Source organism: Stenotrophomonas sp. 3(2025), assembly GCF_052665395.1.
On sequence record NZ_JBQOIF010000016.1, the window covers coordinates 1 to 17,160 of the forward strand.

The 17,160-nt window shown below is 66.7% G+C and carries 15 protein-coding genes; all 15 read right to left on the reverse strand.

From position 1 onward, the window contains the following. Window positions 1-329: 329 nt before the first annotated feature. Window positions 330-746 carry a hypothetical protein gene (locus tag ACUXVE_RS13075; RefSeq protein WP_445514529.1) on the reverse strand — a complete coding sequence of 139 codons (417 nt, stop codon included), beginning with the start codon at window positions 744-746 and terminating at the stop codon, window positions 330-332. Window positions 747-994: 248 nt separating this feature from the next. Next, the gene (locus ACUXVE_RS13080; RefSeq protein WP_025878999.1) at window positions 995-2,500 is read right to left on the reverse strand and encodes a sigma-54 dependent transcriptional regulator; all 1,506 of its coding nucleotides are present in this window, start codon (window positions 2,498-2,500) and stop codon (window positions 995-997) included. Beyond that, window positions 2,497-2,874, reverse strand: coding sequence for a response regulator (locus ACUXVE_RS13085; RefSeq protein ID WP_025879000.1), 378 nt, complete (start codon window positions 2,872-2,874; stop codon window positions 2,497-2,499). Before ACUXVE_RS13085 ends, ACUXVE_RS13080 begins: the two co-directional genes overlap by 4 nt. Window positions 2,875-2,888: 14 nt before the next feature. Further along, window positions 2,889-4,298 (reverse strand): RNA polymerase factor sigma-54, encoded by a 1,410-nt coding sequence (gene rpoN, locus ACUXVE_RS13090; RefSeq protein WP_445514530.1) that lies wholly within the window; start codon window positions 4,296-4,298, stop codon window positions 2,889-2,891. Window positions 4,299-4,598: 300 nt separating this feature from the next. Continuing rightward, window positions 4,599-5,231 carry a response regulator gene (locus ACUXVE_RS13095; RefSeq protein ID WP_025879002.1) on the reverse strand — a complete coding sequence of 211 codons (633 nt, stop codon included), beginning with the start codon at window positions 5,229-5,231 and terminating at the stop codon, window positions 4,599-4,601. A 91-nt stretch (window positions 5,232-5,322) separates the two neighbouring features. Next, window positions 5,323-5,901, reverse strand: coding sequence for a PilZ domain-containing protein (locus ACUXVE_RS13100; protein ID WP_093818256.1), 579 nt, complete (start codon window positions 5,899-5,901; stop codon window positions 5,323-5,325). After that, complete coding sequence (locus ACUXVE_RS13105) at window positions 5,898-6,191, reverse strand: hypothetical protein (protein WP_093818257.1); 294 nt, start codon at window positions 6,189-6,191, stop codon at window positions 5,898-5,900. Before ACUXVE_RS13105 ends, ACUXVE_RS13100 begins: the two co-directional genes overlap by 4 nt. Then, complete coding sequence (fliS, locus tag ACUXVE_RS13110; RefSeq protein WP_093818258.1) at window positions 6,188-6,604, reverse strand: flagellar export chaperone FliS; 417 nt, start codon at window positions 6,602-6,604, stop codon at window positions 6,188-6,190. Before fliS ends, ACUXVE_RS13105 begins: the two co-directional genes overlap by 4 nt. A gap of 129 nt (window positions 6,605-6,733) precedes the next feature. After that, window positions 6,734-8,152, reverse strand: a complete 1,419-nt coding sequence (fliD, locus tag ACUXVE_RS13115; protein WP_059064144.1) for a flagellar filament capping protein FliD — start codon at window positions 8,150-8,152, stop codon at window positions 6,734-6,736. 443 nt (window positions 8,153-8,595) lie between these two features. Then, on the reverse strand, window positions 8,596-9,774 hold the full coding sequence (locus ACUXVE_RS13120) for a flagellin (RefSeq protein WP_032974833.1): 1,179 nt from the start codon (window positions 9,772-9,774) through the stop codon (window positions 8,596-8,598). Window positions 9,775-9,860: 86 nt separating this feature from the next. After that, on the reverse strand, window positions 9,861-11,051 hold the full coding sequence (locus ACUXVE_RS13125) for a flagellin (RefSeq protein ID WP_032974832.1): 1,191 nt from the start codon (window positions 11,049-11,051) through the stop codon (window positions 9,861-9,863). 72 nt (window positions 11,052-11,123) lie between these two features. Continuing rightward, window positions 11,124-12,344: a flagellin gene (locus ACUXVE_RS13130; RefSeq protein WP_093818260.1), complete on the reverse strand. Its 1,221-nt coding sequence runs from the start codon at window positions 12,342-12,344 to the stop codon at window positions 11,124-11,126. 533 nt (window positions 12,345-12,877) lie between these two features. Further along, a complete protein-coding gene (flgL, locus tag ACUXVE_RS13135; protein ID WP_033831049.1) occupies window positions 12,878-14,080 on the reverse strand; it encodes a flagellar hook-associated protein FlgL in 1,203 nt (400 codons plus the stop codon). After that, on the reverse strand, window positions 14,077-15,957 hold the full coding sequence (flgK, locus tag ACUXVE_RS13140; RefSeq protein ID WP_032974829.1) for a flagellar hook-associated protein FlgK: 1,881 nt from the start codon (window positions 15,955-15,957) through the stop codon (window positions 14,077-14,079). Before flgK ends, flgL begins: the two co-directional genes overlap by 4 nt. Window positions 15,958-15,965: 8 nt before the next feature. Continuing rightward, complete coding sequence (gene flgJ, locus ACUXVE_RS13145; RefSeq protein ID WP_445514531.1) at window positions 15,966-17,159, reverse strand: flagellar assembly peptidoglycan hydrolase FlgJ; 1,194 nt, start codon at window positions 17,157-17,159, stop codon at window positions 15,966-15,968. Window position 17,160 lies beyond the last annotated feature (1 nt).

Here is a 17,160-nt window from a genome sequence, read left to right on the forward strand (position 1 = left end):
AATTTGAAACAAACCTCATATCTATTCATGTAACCCTCGGGGTCGGATCAGGTGTCCAACTCCTGGGGGTCACTTCACCATGGGGGCTTGGCCGCGGCATCCGTGCCGCGGACACCCCCGCAACCGGACCCACCCCGCCTTCGACAATTTCCCGCTGCTGTTGGTGGGTGCTGACCGTTGGTCGGCACGCTGCTCTTGGTAGGTGTCGACCTTGGTCGACACGCTGCTGTTGGTGGGTGTCGACCTTGGTCGACACGCTTGATCTGCGGCATGGGTGGATGGCGCTTGGGATGCGTGACGCGTCATTTCACCGGCGTCGGTTTTTTGGCCTATGGCTGCAGGGTCCAGCGGCCGGAATTCTGGCGCTGGCGTGGGGCGATGGGGCCGTCGTGCTGGGTGTAGATGAAGAGGCCCTGGTGGTTTGTCAGGCAGGTCAGCAGCAGGGTGTAGCGGGCGGGGCCGGCGGGGTGGGCTTCTGTCATCTGGATTTCCGCAATGTGCGGAGCCAGTTGCTGGTAACGGTAGCTGCCGCCGATGCGGAGGTCGGTGCCGAGGATGTGCAGCACGTACTGATTGCTGCCGAAGCTGACCTGCACCATGCGTCCGGCATTCGGATTATCTGGCTGGTACAGCGGATCGCTGAGGTTGGTGAACTGGCGCTGGTCGAGGGTGGTGGGCAGTGTGCAGTTGGAAGCTGCGGCCAAGGCCGGGCAGAGCAGGGCGGCAAGCAGAGTCAGGCGGTGCATGGCGGAACCTCGTTGGGATGTCCTTGCCATGCTCCGCGGTGCGGTTGCGTTGTCTGTAGGAATACGTGCAAATGCAGCGAACTATTCTCGGTACCGTGCCCGTCATCCACGCATGGCGTGGATCTACTGAGCAATCCGGCCGCTGCCATGGAACCGTCGGACCCGCCCGCGCATCAGGCGGCCCCCCACAAACACCAACGCCCGGGCAAGCCCAGGCGTTCGTGCCCCCTTCATGCTGGCAACGCGAGTCAGCTGGCCAGTTCGGCCGCTTCGCGCTCGATGCCGTACTTGCGCAGCTTTTCCACCAGGGTGGTGCGGCGCAGGCCGAGCAGCTGGGCGGCGTGGGCGACCACGCCCTGGGTGCGTTCCAGTGCTTCGTTGATCAGGCCCAGTTCGATGTTGGCCATGTGGTTGCGCAGGTCCAGGCCGTCGTCCGGCAACGCGGCCGGCGCTGCGGCGCGGTTGACGGCGATGCCATGCTCGAGCGACGGCTGGTTGCCGCTGCCCGGGGTGTGGAACGAGAAGCTGCGCAGGTCCAGGCGTTCTTCGCTGGCGACCACCGGAGCGGCCGCGACCACAGCGGGCACGGCCAGCGCGGCGTCGCCGCGGTAGCGTGCCGGCAGGTCCTGCACGCGTACCGAGCCACCCGGGTGCAGCACGGCCAGGCGCTCGACCAGGTTGGTCAGTTCGCGCACGTTGCCTGGCCACTCGTAGCCGGCCAGCGCCTGCAGTGCTTCCGGGGTGAAGCGCACTTCGCCGCGGCCGGTGCGCGCCAGCTGGGTGGCGATGGTTTCCACCAGCGCCGGCAGGTCTTCGCGACGTTCGCGCAGGGCCGGCACATCGATCGGGAACACGTTGAGGCGATAGAACAGGTCCTCGCGGAACTTGCCATCGGCAATGCGGCTTTCCAGGTCGCGATGGGTCGCGGCGATCACCCGTACGTTGCAGCGGATGGTCTGGTTGCCGCCGACGCGCTCGAAGCTGCGTTCCTGCAGCACGCGCAGCAGCTTGACCTGCATCGGCAGGCTCATGTCGCCGATCTCATCGAGCAGCAGGGTGCCGCCCTCGGCCATTTCAAAACGGCCCTTGCGTGCGGTCAGCGCGCCGGTGAAGGCGCCCTTTTCGTGGCCGAACAGCTCGCTTTCCAGCAGTTCGGCCGGAATCGCGCCGCAGTTGATCGCCACGAACGGGCCATCGCGGCGCGGCGAGCGCTGGTGGATGCTGCGCGAGACCACTTCCTTGCCGGTGCCCGATTCGCCCAGCACCAGCACGGTGGTGTCGAACGCGGCGACCTGCTCGATCATCGTGCGCAGTGCACTGACCGCCGGACCGTTGCCGGTCGGGCCCTGGTCCTGCACGGCACCGGCCTGGTGTTCGGCATCCAGGCGCTTGAGGCTGGCGCGGCGCAGCAGGGCTTCCATCTGTGCATGGCGCAGCGGCGCTTCCAGCGGCCAGATGTTGGCTTCGTGCAGGCCATGGCGCTGCGCGAACGCAGTCGCGTCACCGTCGGCCAGCAGCACCGGCGGCGGCAGACTGCTGCCCCCCAGCCAGGCGTACAGGGCGGTGCTGGCGGCACTGTCGTCCAGGCTGCCGACGATCACCGCCATCCAGTCGTTCTGGCGCTGGCGCGTCAGGTCGAAATCGGCCGCGTCGGAAACCCAGCGCGGGTTGAAGTCCATGAATTCCAGCAGGGCGACGGTGCGCTCGGCACGCACCGCGTCGTTGTCCAGTACCAGGATGCGCGATTCGCTCACGACCGTTCCTCCCTCAGGCCTTCCAGGATCGGCATGACTTCCTGGATGTAGGACAGCTTGCTGACGAAGTTGTCGGCGCCGGCGCGCAGCGCGTGCTCGCGATGCTCGACGTCATCGAAGTGGCTGGCGATCACGATGTACGGTGCATCATCCTGCGACTTGATCAGGCGGGTGGCCTGCAGGCCGCCCATTTCCGGCATCGCCAGATCCATCAGCACCACCTGCGGGCGCAGGCTTTCCGAGCGTTCGATCGCTTCCAGGCCGTTGCCGGCGCTGCCGACGATCTGCAGCCAGTCGATCTTGCGGAAGTGGCGCATGGCCGCGTTGATGAATCCCTCGTGGTCATCGACCAGCAGAACTGTGAGCTTGTTCATGTCCAACATCCTTTTCAGCCCACCCGGGCCAGCTGCGGTTGCCTGGCGTTGACCCGGCGCCGTTCGCGGGCCGGGGCGATATCCAGTTGTTCGCGGTATTTTGCGACGGTTCGACGGGCAATGTTCACCCCTTGGCGGGACAGCAGGCCAGCGATGGCCTCGTCCGCCAGCGGGCGCCCGGCCGGCTCGGCGTCGATCAGGCGGCGGACCATGGCCTTGACCGCCTGGCCGGACACGCTGGCCCCTTCCAGGCGCACGGCGAAGAAGTGCTTGAGTTCGAAAGTGCCGCGCGGGGTCTGCAGGAACTTGCCGGTGGTGATGCGCGAAACGGTGGATTCGTGCATGCCGATTTCTTCGGCTACTTCCTTCAGGGTCAGCGGTGCCATGGCTTCCTCGCCACGCACCAGGAAGGCTGCCTGGCGCTCGACGATCACCCGCGCGGTGCGCAGCAGGGTGTCGTAACGCATCGACAGGCCGCGGCTGAACCAGCGTGCCTCCTGCAGCATCTCGCGCAGGGCTGGGGCTGCCTCGCCGCTGTCGGCCAGGGCCTGCTCGTACTGGCTGTTGATCGACACCCGGCGGCTGGTGGCCGGGTTCAGCGCCACCTTCCATTGTTCGTCGGCGTGCCAGGCGACCACGTCCGGCACCACCACTGCATTGCGCTCGGGCAGCAGGCTGTCGCCCGGGCGCGGCTGCAGCGACAGGATCAGGCGGACGGCTTCGCGCACGTCCTCGATCTCGGCATCGTGCTGGCGGGCGAGGGCGGGGTAGTCGTGCGCGGCCAAGGCATCGAGCGCGCCCTGCAGGATGCGCGCAGCCAGATGCCGGGCCGGCACCACGCCGTGCAGGCTGCACAGCTGGGCCAGCAGCGATTCGCGCAGGTCCTGCGCGGCCATGCCGGCCGGCTCGCCCTGCAGCAGGTGCTGGCGGACAGCTTCAACGCCGTCGGCATCGATGTCGAACTGCGCACTGGCCAGCAGCTGCAGCTGCGCCAGCGATGCCTGCAGGTAGCCGGCATCGTCGCAGTGTTCCAGCCAGAAGGCGGCCACGGCCAGTTCGTGCTCGTCCAGGTCCAGCGCCAGACGCTGCAGCACGCGCAGATGCGGGTCGCTCGACTCGCCCGCGGCGATGCGCGCCATGCGGTCGTCGTCGCCGTCCTGCCAGTTGGCGCCAGACACCTCCCACATCGAGGATTCGGGCAGTTCGTCGAACGCGGCCGTATCCAGCGTGGTGGTGGCCGGATCGGTGGCTTCGGCGGCGGGCGCTTCGGCGTCTTCGATTTCCAGCAGCGGATTGGAGTCCAGCAGGCGCTGGATTTCCTGTTCCAGGTGCAGGCCGTCGAGCTGCAGCAGCCGGATCGACTGCAGCAACTGCGGGGTGAGGTGAAGTTGTTGGCCCAGCTGGGTCGAGAGTGCAGCCTTCATCGTGGTTCCCCGGCGCCGCTCCCCGACGCCTTGTGGAACACATCTTGCTTTTGATCCGGCAAGGGCGGAATCGGGGGGTTCCTGAGGGTGTTGGTGGCGTTCCCGACACCTTGTAGGGAAAACCCCTACACAAGCGCGGGATTTTGACGATCATGCGCGCCAAGTCATTGATTCGTGGTCAGTGGCCATGGCGGCAGGTCGTGCGTGCTGTACGGAATCCCGTCGGGACGCGTGTGGGTGACGGTATTTCGGCGCCGGCCCAGCCACTGGCGCTGCGGTACTACCGCCGGCGCGGGGACGTCATTCCAGTTCGTGCTGGTGGCGCGCTGCCAGCAACAGCAGATCATTGGCGCGACGGCAACCCAGCGATTCCATCATGCGTGCGCGATGGGTCTCCACCGTCTTGACGCTGATGCCAAGATCGGCGGCGATTTCCTTGTTGCTCTCGCCCTTGCCGATGCGGCGAAGGATCTCGCGCTGGCGCGGCGACAGTGCGGCAATGCCGGTCGGCTTTTCGCGACCGAGCATCGGCGCCAGCATCTTGGCCGAGATCTGCGGGCTCAGGAACACCTGGCCGGCATGCGCGGCACGCAGCGCCAGTTCCAGCTCCTGCGGTGCGGCGTCCTTGACCACGAAGCCGACGGCACCCCGATCCAAGGCATCGCGCACGTGGGCGGCGTCGTCGTGCATGGTCATCATCACGATGCGCGTACCGGGTGCGCGCAGGCGGATGTCGCTCAGTGCTTCCAGGCCGGTGCGGCCGGGCAGCGACAGGTCCATCAACACCACGTCCGGTGCGTGCTGCAGGGCCATCTGCAGTGCCTGTTCGGCATTGCTGGCCTCGGCGACGAGCTGCACGTCGGCAAACCCCTGCAGCAGCCGCGCCAGGCCGGCGCGAACCAGGGTGTGATCGTCGACGATGAGAACTCGCACAGGCACGCTGGAGGTTGGGGAGGGGGGTCCACCTTAACTTAGCTGAACGGGCACGCCAAGGGCTGTCCGTCCACCTGCATGGTGGCAGATTTCAGCGTGCGCGGCGGGCCTCGGCCACCTGCCGGCGGTGCAGCCGGAACAGATGCCGTTCCATCGCCATTTCCAGGCCATCGCCGAGGCGATGGAAGCGCAGCCACAGATAGTGACCACCGCCGCCATCGGCCGCTTCGGCGATCACTTCCACCGGCAGGTCGATATGGTCGGGCAGCCAGTCGCTGGGTTGCAGGCGGACAACGCCGGCCTGGCCGGGCGTGCTGCCGCTGCGTGGGCCCAGCTGCAGGCGGATGCCACGACGCGACCAGCGCACCGGACGCAGCGTTGGTTCCTGGCCCTGCTGGCGGATCAGGCGGCCGAGCAGGACCATGGTCAGGTCCACCTTGGCTTCCAGGCGCTGCAGCTGCAGGCTGGCTTCGCTGCGTTCTTCGTGTTCGTCGACGCGGCTGTCTTCGACCAGCGCCAAACTGCGCAGCAGGCCTTCGGCACTGCTGGTCCGGCCCACTGCACTGCCGGCCTGGAACTCCGCGGGCAGGGCCAGTTCACAGCTGAGCGTTTCGTCGAACAGCTCGCTTTCAGCCGGGTGGTGCAGCGACGTGGTCGGCAGGGTGGTCATGCCAGCGATTCTGCCTGCAGGTAGGCATGCGCGGCGCGAAGGGAGCGGCGGCCGTCCTGCATCTGCACGGAGACCGCGTCGCGACGTTGGCGCAGCAGGCCGAGCAGGCTCTGCTGGCGCTCCAGCAGGGCCGACAGCGGCGCGTGGTCGGCGCTGCCCAGCGGCTGGCTCAGCAGTGCGTGCAGGGTGCTGTCATGGCCATCGAGCAGGCTGTCGGCCTGATCGAAGGCCTCTTCCTGAAGGGCCTTCTCGAAGGCATCCAGCTGCGCGTTGAGTTCGAGCAGGCTCACGGCGACACCGCCGCAGGACGGCGCTGCTCGTGCGGAATGGCATTCCAGGCGCCGTCGATCTCGCCCAGCAGCTGCAGCGATTCGTCCAGTGCAGCGCGGTCATTGTGCAGGTTGGCTTCGGTCAGGCGCTGCAGCAGGTAGTCGTACAGCGCCGACAGGTTGCCGGCGATTTCGCCGCCGGCTTCATGGTCCAGCGAGCCGTTGAGGTGGGCGACGATCGCGCATGCTTCGCCGATCGCCTTGCCCTTGCCGGCCTGGTCGCCCTGGTCGAGGGTGGCCTGTGCACGGCGCACGCGCTCCAGTGCGCCGGACAGCAGCAGCGCCACCAGTTTGTGCGGATCGGCATCGGCGACCGCACTGGTCACCCCCACCTGGCGGTATTGCTCGGCGTACTGACGGCTGGAACCGTACATTCGTGATTCTCCCTTGCGCGGGGTGCCGGGGTGCGGTCGAAGGGACCGTTGACGCCGGCACTGCGATGATTGCTGTTGCGTCCGTTATCGGTGCATGCGGCGCCAAACTTGAGCGCCGTGCGTGTTTCCTCAGCGGTTCAACTGGGCCAGCTGCTGCTGCAGTGCGGTGTTGCTCTGCTGCAGCTTGCCCATCAGGCTGTCCAATGCCACGAACTGCTTCTTGTAACGGGCCTCGACACCGACCATGCGCGCGTCCAGGTCCTTGCGGCGCTTGTCGATGTTGTCCAGCGTGGTGTTCAGCCCCTTGGTGCGGGCGACGAAGGCGCCTTCCTTGCCCACCGTGGTGCTGACGTAGCCGTCCACCAGTGAATACAGCCGGCCGGCACCGCCGGTATCGCCGGTGACCGCCTGGCGGATCTTCTCCGGCTGCGCGGCGAGGGCTGCGGCGAACTTGGTGCTGTCCAGCACCAGGGTGCCGTCGGCATTGGGGTAGCCGCGGGTCTGCAGGCCCAGTGCCTTGGCATCCAGCTGGTCGCCTGCCAGGTCCTTGAGCACGCCGGACATCGTCGAGCGCAGCTGCGCGATCGCACCGCGCATCTGCGCATCGCCGGTCAGTGCGGCGGCTTCCTTGGTCTTCGCGTCGTACTTGGTTTCGGTGTTGATCGCCGCGATGGCCGCGTTGTAGGCGGTGACGAACTCCTGCATCACCTTGGTTGCGGCGGTGGTGTCGGTGCTGATGGTGACGGTGCTCAGGCCCGGCACTTTCAGGTTCAGGGTCAGGCCTGGCACCGCGTCGGTCACTGTGTTGCTGGCACTCACCACTTCCACGCCGTCGATGGTCAGCACCGCATCCTTGGCGGGGCTGTTTTCCTTCAGGCTGCCGACCAGTGCGCCCAGCTTCGGATCGCTGCCGGCGTATTCCAGCTTGATCGCGCTGGCCGCGCCGGTCTTTTCCTGGGCGATGGACAGGTACTGGTTGTCGCCGGAGCTGATCAGCGTGGCCTGCACGCCTTCCTTGCGGCCGGCGGCGTCGATCTTGTTGCGGACGGTGGTAAGCGTGTCGCCTTCCTCCACCTGCACGTTCATCGTCTTGGCCTTGTCGCCCACGCCAACGGTCAGCGTCAAGGTTCCGGCACCGAAGGTATCGGTCTTGGGCACCGACGTGTCGGCGATCAGCTTGTGCGCCGACGCCAGGTTCTTCACCTCGACCTTGTGGGTACCGTTGGCTGCGGCGGCCTTGCTGGTGCCGAGGTCGTACAGCGCCACCGATGCGGTCAACACATCGTCGGCGTTGTTGGGACCGGCCTTGCCGGTTGCGCTGACGGTGCGGGTGTCGAAGGCGGTGGTGGCCTTCAATGCGGTCAGGGCGGTCTTCAGCTTGTCGAAGGCCGAGGTGACCGTGCCGAGCGACGACAGCTGCATCTTGGTCTTGGACTGCTGCAGGTTCAGCGCGTTGTCGGCCGGCTTGCGGTCCGCTGCGACCAGTTGGTTGACGATGCTGGAGATGTCCAGCCCCGAGCCAATGCCACCGTATCCAAAGTCTGCCACGTCGTTTCTCCTGGTATACGGGCCTGGCCGTCGTACAGCGGCCCGTCGTCAACGAAAATAGCGGCCTGTGCCGCTGGGTCTTGAGGACTTCGTTGATGCATGCGCCGTGCCACTGGCCGGTGGGGCGGTTCTGGCACGCCGGTTGCAGGAGGTCTGGGGCAGGGTGCGGGTGGGTTCACCGCGGGCTGCCGGGGGTCTGTAAAAAACCCTCCCCCAATGCAGGGGAGGGATCAGGCTACTGACAATCGGGGGGAGACGAAGCCGCCCGGTACGTACAGTCAACATGCACAACGCTGAAAGAGAGGTCCGCAGGGGCGGGCGATGCCAAGCCGGTTCGGGAAGCTTCCCGGGCCGGGCATGGCCGGCACCTGAGTACGCCGTGGCTGTCGGGTTGCCGCTACCGTCGGTTCAACCCGACGGTAGCGGCGCCTTCTTGCCGTGGATCAGCGCAGCAGGCTGAGCACGCCCTGCGGCACCTGGTTGGCCTGGGCCAGCATGGCCGTACCGGCCTGCTGCAGGATCTGGGTACGGGTCAGCTCAGCGGTTTCCTTGGCGAAGTCGGTGTCCTTGATGCGGCTGCGCGATGCCGACAGGTTTTCCGACGAGGTCTGCAGGTTGGCCACCACCGAGGTGAAGCGGTTCTGGATCGCACCGAGGTCGGCACGGGTGCTGTTGATCGCACCCAGGGCCTTGTCGACCACTTCCAGCGACTGCTGGGCGCCGAGCACGGTGCTCACGTCCAGCTTCTGCACGTTGGCCGAGGTATCGGTACCGGCGGTGTAGGCGCCAGCGGCAGCCGCGGTGCCCCAGGTCTTGCCGGTGGCATCGTAGTCGCTGCGCATCAGGGCGATATCTGCAGCGGCAACGGCCTTGCCTTCCTTCACCGAGCTCAGCTTCAGCGTGCCGTCGGCATTGGCTTCGGCGTAGATGCCGGCTTCGCCGAGCTTGGCGTTGATGGCGGTCGCCACGGCCTTGGATGCGTCGGCCGTGGTGGCACCGGCCTTGACTTCAACCGTGCCGATGTCCACGCCCATCACCGTGCCGGAGAAGCGTGCACCGTCGGTGCTGGCGGCCAGGGCAGCGGTCGCGCCGGTGGCGAAGGTCGAGGTGCCCAGCGAGCCAGCCTTGGCGTCGATGGTCTTGTCGATGGCGATGGCCTGGCCGGCGTTGGCGCCGACCTGGAACAGCTGGCTGGAGAACGAACCGTCCAGCAGCTTGGTGCCGTTGAAGTCCGACTGCTTGGCGACGCGGTCGATTTCCGAAACCAGCTGGGTCACTTCGGCCTGCAGTGCCTTGCGGTCGCTGGCCGAGTTGGTGGCGTTGGAGGCCTGCACCGACAGCTCGCGGACGCGCTGCAGGTTGTTGCCGATTTCGGTCAGCGAACCTTCGGCAACCTGTGCCAGCGAAATGCCGTCGTTGGCATTGCGGATGGCCACGTCGGTGCCGCGGATCTGGGTACCGAAGCGCTCGGAGATCGCCAGGCCGGCCGCATCGTCCTTGGCGCTGTTGATGCGCGAACCGGAGGACAGGCGCTGGATGGTGGTAGCGAGCGAGCTGCCGCTGGTGCTCAGGTTGCGCTGAGCATTCAGGGACATGGTGTTGGTGTTGATGACTTGTGCCATGGTGCTTTTCCTTTGGCGAAGGTGGAACGTATTTCAGGAACCGGGCGGCAGCTCAGCCGCCGCCCGGTGGTCGATCAAGGAGCGGATCAGCGCAGCAGGCTGAGCACGCCCTGCGGCACCTGGTTGGCCTGGGCCAGCATGGCCGTACCGGCCTGCTGCAGGATCTGGGTGCGGGTCAGCTCAGCGGTTTCCTTGGCGAAGTCGGTGTCCTTGATGCGGCTGCGCGACGCTGACAGGTTTTCCGACGAGGTCTGCAGGTTGGCAACCACCGAGGTGAAGCGGTTCTGGATCGCACCGAGGTCGGCGCGGGTGCTGTTGATCGCACCCAGGGCCTTGTCGACCACTTCCATTGCCTGCTGTGCACCCTTGACGGTGCTGACGTCCAGATCGCTGGCGAACTTCGAGGCCGGTGCCGCCGCAGCGGTGGTGGCGGTGAAGGTCGGGGCGGTGGCGCCAGTCCAGGTACCCGGCGTTGCGGTGATGGCCTTGAACGAGCCGTCAGCGTTGGTGCTGTCCTTGACCGAGGTCAGGGTCACGCCGGTGGTGCCGTTCACTTCGGCGTAGACGCCGGTTTCGCCGATCTTGGCGTTGATCGCGGTCACCAGTGCTTCGCGCGAGGCCTTGCCGGTGGCAGCGGCGTCGGCGCCCTGCTTGACCGAGACGTCGGCGATGGCCACACCGTTGATCGACAGGCCGCTGGTGCTGAAATCAGCGTTGGTGCCCGGATCGGCCAGGGCCAGCGCGTTGGTGTCGAACTTGGCGCCACCCAGGGCATTGGCCTTGGCATCGATGGTCTTGTCGATGGCAATCGCCTGACCGGCGTTGGCGCCGACCTGGAACAGCTGGCTGGAGAACGAACCGTCCAGCAGCTTGGTGCCGTTGAAGTCCGACTGCTTGGCGACGCGGTCGATTTCCGAAACCAGCTGGGTCACTTCGGCCTGCAGCGCCTTGCGGTCGCTGGCCGAGTTGGTGGCGTTGGAGGCCTGCACCGACAGCTCGCGGACGCGCTGCAGGTTGTTGCCGATTTCGGTCAGCGAACCTTCGGCGACCTGGGCCAGCGAGATGCCGTCGTTGGCATTGCGGATGGCCACGTCGGTGCCGCGGATCTGGGTGCCGAAGCGCTCGGAGATCGCCAGGCCGGCCGCATCGTCCTTGGCACTGTTGATGCGCGAACCGGAGGACAGGCGCTGGATGGTGGTGGCCAGCGAGCTGCCGCTGGTGCTCAGGTTACGCTGAGCATTCAACGACATCGTGTTGGTGTTGATTACTTGTGCCATGAGGAGAGGTCCTTGAGCGGTTGCACGTGAGTTGGGTTAGACGCCCCCGACGTGCCCCGGGGGCGGCTCATGTCAGCGCTGCAACAGGCTGAGCACGTTCTGCGGTACCTGGTTGGCCTGGGCCAGCATGGCCGTACCGGCCTGCTGCAGGATCTGGGTGCGGGTCAGCTCTGCGGTTTCCTTGGCGAAGTCGGTATCGCGGATGCGGCTGCGCGATGCGGACAGGTTCTCCGAGGAGGTCTGCAGGTTGGCGACCACCGAGGTGAAGCGGTTCTGGATCGCGCCGAGGTCGGCGCGCACGCTGTTGACCGATTCGAGGGCCTTGTCGACGATGGACATCGCCTTCTGTGCGCCTTCGGCCGTGGTGACGTTCAGGTCCTTGACGAAGCTGGCGGTTGCACCGGTCAGCGTGCCGCCGTTGGTGCTGGTCTCGGTCAGGCCCAGGCCGGCAATGGTGGCGGCCGTGACGCCGGCCGGCGGGGTCGCCGCGCTGACACCCAGAGCGAAGGTCTGGCCGTCCTTGACCGAGGCCAGGCTGACCACGCCGGCGTTGACGGAGGCGACCACGCCGGTTTCGCCCAGCTTGTTGTTGATCGCGGCCGCGGTGGCCGAGGTGATCGATTCGCCTGCCTTCACGGTGAAGTCGCTGACGGTGACCGTGGTGGCGGCGCCGCCCGGAGGGGTCACCGAGATCTGCAGGCCAGAGTAGGTGGTATCGGCGGTGGCCTTGTCGGCTGCAGCCAGGCTGGTGCCGGTGTAGACGTTGGCAAAGCTGGCCGCGCCCAGCGAATCGGCCTTGGCGTTGACCACGCTGTTGATGGCGATGGCCTGGCCGGCGTTGGCGCCCACCTGGAACAGCTGGCTGGTGAACGAACCGTCCAGCAGCTTGGTGCCGTTGAAGTCGGCCTGCTTGGCGACGCGGTCGATTTCGCTGACCAGCTGGGTCACTTCAGCCTGCAGCGCCTTGCGGTCGCTGGCCGAGTTGGTGGCGTTGGAGGCCTGCACGCCCAGTTCGCGGATGCGCTGCAGGTTGTTGCCCACTTCGTTCAGCGAGCCCTCGGCCACCTGGGCCAGCGAGATGCCGTCGTTGGCGTTGCGGATGGCCACGTCCAGACCACGGATCTGGGTGGTGAAGCGCTCGCTGATGGCCAGGCCGGCGGCGTCGTCCTTCGCGCTGTTGATGCGCAGGCCGGACGAGAGGCGCTGGATGGTGGTGGCGAGCGAGCTGCCGCTGGTGCTCAGGTTGCGCTGAGCGTTGAGCGACATCGTATTGGTGTTGATTACCTGTGCCATGGGGTCGTCTCCTCTTATGTGGAACCCGTTGGTGAATGAAACGAAGCGCCGCCTGATTTTTTTGTTTGGCTGTGTGCTTCGCCGTTGCCAAATGAATAACGGCGCTTTGTCAACAACCTTTAGCCGGGAATTTCGTTGCAACCGAATTTCGTCGCTGAAAGCTGTTTTTCCGGGGTTTTCCGCCCTGGAAAAGCGTCAAGGCCACCCTTGGCAGGGGCGGTCGGGCAGGCCCAACCCACGCTGATGAAGGTATCGGCGGTGGCCGGCCGGGCTTGATGGACGATCCCGGAACATCCGCTGGGCATGGCCCGGCGCTACCAGCGCCAACCCTTCGGAACATCCGCCGTGCATGGCCCGGCGCTACCAGCGCCAACCCTTCGGAACATCCGCCGCGCACGGGCCGGCGCTACCAAGGCCAACCCTTCGGTAGCGCCGGGCCATGCCCGGCGAGCGCAGCGGTACATGACCGCAGAAACGAAAAAGGCCGCGATGCAGGGCATCGCGGCCTTGGGCTCCAGCGCTGGCGCGTGGAATCAGCGGATCTTGTTGAACAGCGACATCGACTGCATCTGCGAGAACAGCGTCTGTGCCGCCTGCAGCGCAGTGCTTTCCAGCTGGTACTGGCTCAACGCATCGGCGTAGTCCAGGTCGCGCATCTCCGACAGCGTGGTCTTCAGCGTCACGCCATTGGCCTCACGCATCTCCGCCGCGTTGTCCAGCGCCTTCAGCTGCGCGCCACCGGCAGCGCGCGAATCGATCATCCGTTCCGCCGCGCGGCCGACATCGCGCAATGCGCTCTGCAGCTCGTTCTGCTGCGCGGCCATCTTCGCCGGGGTGCCGGTATCGGCATCCAGTGCGGCGATCAGCTTGTCCATGGTGCCGAAGATGTCGCGGCTGCTGGCGGCCTGCACGTTGAAGCTGTCACCCGTTGCTGGCGCGCCAGCGATCTGCAGGCGAACGCCATTGATCTCCAGTTCGCTGCCCGCCTTGTAGGTGCCGGTGCCGGTTACGTTGCCGGCACCGTCGAGCACTTCGTACTGGTCGGCTGCGGTGAAGCGCACGCTGAACGATTGCCCGTTCCAGCTGTCGCTGCCATCACGGGTGATGTTGGTCAGCACGCCGTTGCCGGCGTTGCCTGCCGCTGCGCTGCCATCGACGAAGCCATCGCCGGTGGGGATGCGCAGGAAGATCTCGCTGCCGGGCAGGGCGTCGCGCACGTAGGTATCCGGGCCGACTTCCACCTGGCGCTGGGTCTGGTCGCCGCGATAGACAACCTTGCCGTCAATCTTGGCGAACGGCGGATCGCTGTCGTTGGTGCCGCCGAACACGTAGCGGCCGGTGCCGTCGCTGCTGTTGGCCAGCGACAGCAGGCCCTCGCGGATCTGGTTCAACTCGGTGATCAGGGTCTTCTTGTCAGGCGCACTCAAGGCGGGATTGCTGGCCTGGATGGTCAGATCGTTGACGCGCGCCATCAGGTCGTTGACCTGGGCCAGGGTGTTTTCCTGCACGCCCAGGCGGTTCTGCACGTTGTTGCCGTTGAGCTTCATGCGTTCCAGTGCGGCCAGGCTGCGGTCCAGGCCCACCGCGGCGCCTGCGGCGACCGGATCGTCCTTGGCGCTGACGATCTTGCTGCCGGTGGCGATCTGCTGTTCCAGGTGGCTGAGCTTGGCCTGCTTGGCCATCATCAGCGCTACCGACTGGCTGTACATCATTCCGGTGGAGATGCGGTTGCTCATCGGCGCACGGCTCCCAAGATGGTCTGGAACATGGAATCGGCGGTGGAGATCAGCTGCGAGGCGGCCTGGTAGGCCTGTTGCAGGCGCAGCATGTCGGCCGCCTCCTCATCGAGGTTGACGCCAGACACTTCGTCACGCGCTGCCTGTGCCTGGTCGGCGATCACCTGCTGCGCTCCCAGCGAATACTCCGCCGAACGCGCTGCCGCACCGACCTGGGTGGTCAGCCCGCCCAATGCGCCGCCCAGCGTCACCGTGCCGGCGTTGAACGCCTTGGCCGATTCCACCTTGGACAGCTTGGTGGCGTTGCTGTTATCCGACGAGCCGGCCGGAGTGGGGGTGATGTTGAAGGTGTCGCCATTCTTCGGCACGCCATCGAGCACGAAGCTCCAGCCGTTGGCGCTGATGGTCTGCCCGGGCGTATAGGTCTGCGGTGGGCCGCCATCGATGGTGTAGGTGGTGGCCGAGGTGAACACGATCGCAGCGGGATTGCGCAGGTTGGCGTTGGCCGCATCGGTCACGGTCACGCCGCTCAGCTTGCCGGTGCCGGTGTTGGCCAGTGCGGCTGCGCCCTTGATGGCGGCGGCCGCGGCAATGCGCGACGGATCGGTGATCGCCATCTCCAGGCTGCCGGCCACGCCAGCGGTCGGCTGCAGCAGGAAGCGGTCGTTGGCCGCCGGGGTACCGCCCACCACCAGCTTCACGCCGTTGATGATCAACGGGTCGGCAGCGGTACCGGTGCCGGTCAGCGGCACGCTGGCGCCGGTGTCGGCGCGGCTGGCGGCCCAGTTGCTGCCATCGAACTTGAGCACGATGTTCTGTGCTTCCAGCTTGCCGAGGTCGCCGTAGCTGGCGGTGATCGCGCCAGTGCCGGTGTTGCCGGCATTGCCGGTGACACGCGGCGTGCCGATGTTAAAGAAGTCGCCGCCCATCTGTCCGTACAGATCCACGCCCTGGCGATGGGTGCTGTTGAACGTCTCGGCCAGGCCCACAGCCAGCTTGCCCAGTTCGGCCTGGGCCGGGGTCAGCACGGTGTCGCGGAACTCGAGCAGGCCGCCGATCTGGCCGCCCACGGCCTTCGGGTCCAGGGTGATGGTGCCGCCCTGGGTCTGCAGTGCGAGCTGAAGGCGCTCGGGCTGGTACGGGTCGGCCACTGTGGTGACCTTCGATGCGGTGGTACCCACCACCAGCGCCTGGCCGCCGGCGGTGTAGACGTTCATGATGCCGCCGTCCTGGATCACCGCGGTGCCGCCGGTGTAGCCCACCAGCTGCGAGATCAGCTGGTCGCGGCGGTCCAGCAGGTCGGGCGCGGCGTTGGCGATGTTGGTGCCGATGGCACCATTGATCTGCGCGATCTCCGACGCCAACCGGTTGACTTCGGTGGCACCGGCCATCAACCCGTTGTTGACCTCGCCATTGAGGTTGTTCAGGTGGGTGTTGAGCTGGCTGAAGCGGTTGGCCAGGGCCTTGGCGCCATCGAGCATGTTCTGCCGGTCGGCAGTACCCGCTGCGTTGGAGGACAGGCCGCTGACGGTATCGAAGAAGTTCGACCAGACCCCGGCCACGTTGGTGGCCGCGTCGGAGAACAGGGCATTGACCCGGTCGGCCATGCCCGAGAGCTGCTTCAGGCGTGCCAGTTCACCGCCGCTGTCGAGCAGGCGCGAGATCGCCAGCTGGTCGGCGGCGCGGCGGATGTCGACGATGCGGGTGCCGTTGCCAACGTCACCATAGCCGTAGTTCTGCGGGGTGGCGGTGGCGAAGTCGACCTTCTGCCGGCTGTAGCCGGGAGTGTTGAGGTTGGCCACGTTGTGGCTGGTGGTGGCCAACGCACGCTGGAAGGCGAGCAGGGCACTGGTACCGGTGGAAAGTACGCTGGACATGGGGTTCCTCAACGACGGGTGATACCCAGCGCCGCGGTTGCGGTGCTGGCGAAGGTCTGGCCGATGCGTGAGCCGGCGTCGGCCACGGCGGCCACGGCGCGCTCGATGGTCGGGCCGCCGGCGATCGCGGCGATCTTGGCCGCGTAGCGCGGGTCGGTGGCGTAGCCGGCGCGTTGCAGGCCGCGCGCGAAGCCCTGCACATCGGTGCCGGCCTGCAGCGCCTGCTGGTAGCGCGGGCTGGTCTTCAGCAGGCGCACGTAGTCGGCAAAGCTCTCTGCGGGCGAGGTGTAGGCGCGGAAGCTGGCGGTCTCGTTGCGGCGCACGCCATCGACGTACTCATGGGTGCCGGCGGTAGCGCTCTGGCCCTTCCAGCCGGTGGCCTTGATGCCGAACAGGTTGTGCGAGGTGCTGCCATCGGCATGCTTGATCTGGCGCTTGCCCCAGCCGGTTTCCAGCGCTGCCTGCGCAACCAGGGCGCGGGCGTCCACGCCCAGTTCCTTGGCCGCGCTCTGTGCGTGTTGCCAGATGCTGGCGACGAAGCCTTCCGGGGTGTGTGCGCCCAGCTGGGCGACGGCGGTGCGCGTGGCCAGTGCATCGGCCGGGGTGCCGCTGCTGCCACGGTTGCTGGCGGTCGGCGCCCACTGGTCGCTGGCAGCGGCCCAATCGGCGCCGCCGATGGCACTGGCATAGGGATCGTCGGTCCCCAGTGAACGGTGCATGCCGCTGCTTTCCCGGCCCGCAATCAGGTCCAGCGCTTGCTCCATCGGGGCGACGGAGGACTGCGCGCCATCCTGCACACCGGCCGCCATCTGCTGCAGCATGCGCACGGCCTGGCCGGCGTCCTGCAGCGGCAGCGACGGCGCCGCCGGCGCATTGAGCTGGTAGGCGCGGCTGGCCTTGGCCGGGTCCACCCGGGTATCCAGCGCCGGGCCATCGGCCTGCGCGCCGGACAACTGGCGGGTGATCATGCTCGACAGGCCCAGGCCCTTGCCGCGGGTCATCGCCTCGGCGATCTTCTGGTCGTACATCTCCCGGAACATCTTGTTTTCACCCGGGAACAGCGAATCGCCGAAGCTGGCGTCACGCATGCTCTTGACCAGCATCTGCGCGAACTGGCCTTCAAGCTGGCGCGCGACCTTGTCGATCTTGGCCGGGTCGTTCTGCTGGGCCGGGCTGAGTTCGAATGCGGGAGTGATGCGCATG